The 1149-nt window shown below is 76.0% G+C and carries 1 pseudogene; it reads right to left on the bottom strand.

What is annotated here, in order from left to right:
• Positions 1–109 precede the first annotated feature (109 nt).
• A pseudogene (locus CWIS_RS11000) lies at positions 110–1149 on the bottom strand (elongation factor G); the annotation flags it as partial.

Raw genomic sequence — 1149 nt, 5'->3', positions numbered from 1 at the left:
GCGGGGGGGGGGGGGGGGGGGGGGGGGCGGGGGGGGGGGGGGGGGGGGCCCCCCCCCCCCCGCCCCGCGAACCGTCCCACCGACGCCCCCGCGGGTGCCTGCGGGGGCGTCAGCTCGTCACGAGGTGGTCGGGGCAGATCTCGTAGGTGCTCGGCGAGACCACGAGCTCGGCGCGGCCGCCCGTGAGTGAGCGCAGGTCGAGCACGTACCGCGTGAGCTCGGACTGCGGCACGTCCGCCTCGATCACGACCGTCCCGTCGTCGAGCGCGGTCGAGGCGGTGATCCGCCCCCGACGCCCGGACAGGTCGCCCATCACGTCGCCCTGCACCGACGACGGCACGGTCACCGCGACGTGGTCGATGGGCTCGAGCACCACGGTCCCCGCCGCGGCCAGCGCCTCACGCACTCCGTTGGCGGCCGCGGTGCGGAACGCCATGTCGGACGAGTCCACCGAGTGCGACTTGCCGTCGTAGACCTCGACGCGCAGGTCCACCACCGGGTGCCCGTGCGGACCGCCGTGCGCCATCGCCTCGACGACCCCCTTCTCGACCGCGGACAGGTAGTTGCGCGGGATCGCGCCGCCCACCACGGAGTCCACGAACTCGAGCCCGGCGCCGTGCGGTGCGGGCCCGACCCGCAGGTTCGCGACCGCGAACTGCCCGTGCCCGCCCGACTGCTTCTTGATCTTCCCCTCGGCCTCGACCTTGCGCCGGATCGTCTCCCGGTAGGCGACGGGCACGGGCGAGGTGGTGACGTTGACGCCGAACACGCGCGAGAGGCGCTCGAGCGCGACGGCCAGGTGGGTGTCGCCCAGCCCGCGCAGGATCGTCCGGTCCGACGAGCGGTCGACGACGAGCGTCGGGTCCTCGGCGACCAGGCGCGCGAGCGCCGCGGAGAGGCGGTCGTCGTCGGACTGCGTGACCGGCGACAGGACCAGCCCGTAGACGGGCGGGCGCGGACGCAGCGCGGGCGCCGACATCGCGGCGCCCGGTCCGGACCTGTCCGCCAGCAGCGAGCCGCTGGGCGTACCCGTCAGCTTCGCGACGGCCACCACCTGCCCCGCGGGCGCCGCGTCCAGCGGCAGGTGCTCCTTGCCGCGCAGGCGGAACAGGCCGGGCACGCGCTCCTCGGTGCGGGTCGCGGTGTTGA

Source organism: Cellulomonas sp. A375-1 (genome assembly GCF_001040865.1).
In the GTDB taxonomy this organism is placed as follows: Bacteria; Actinomycetota; Actinomycetes; order Actinomycetales; family Cellulomonadaceae; genus Cellulomonas; species Cellulomonas gelida.
Note: the sequence above shows the minus strand (reverse complement) of the source record. Positions and strands in the feature narration are given on the sequence as shown.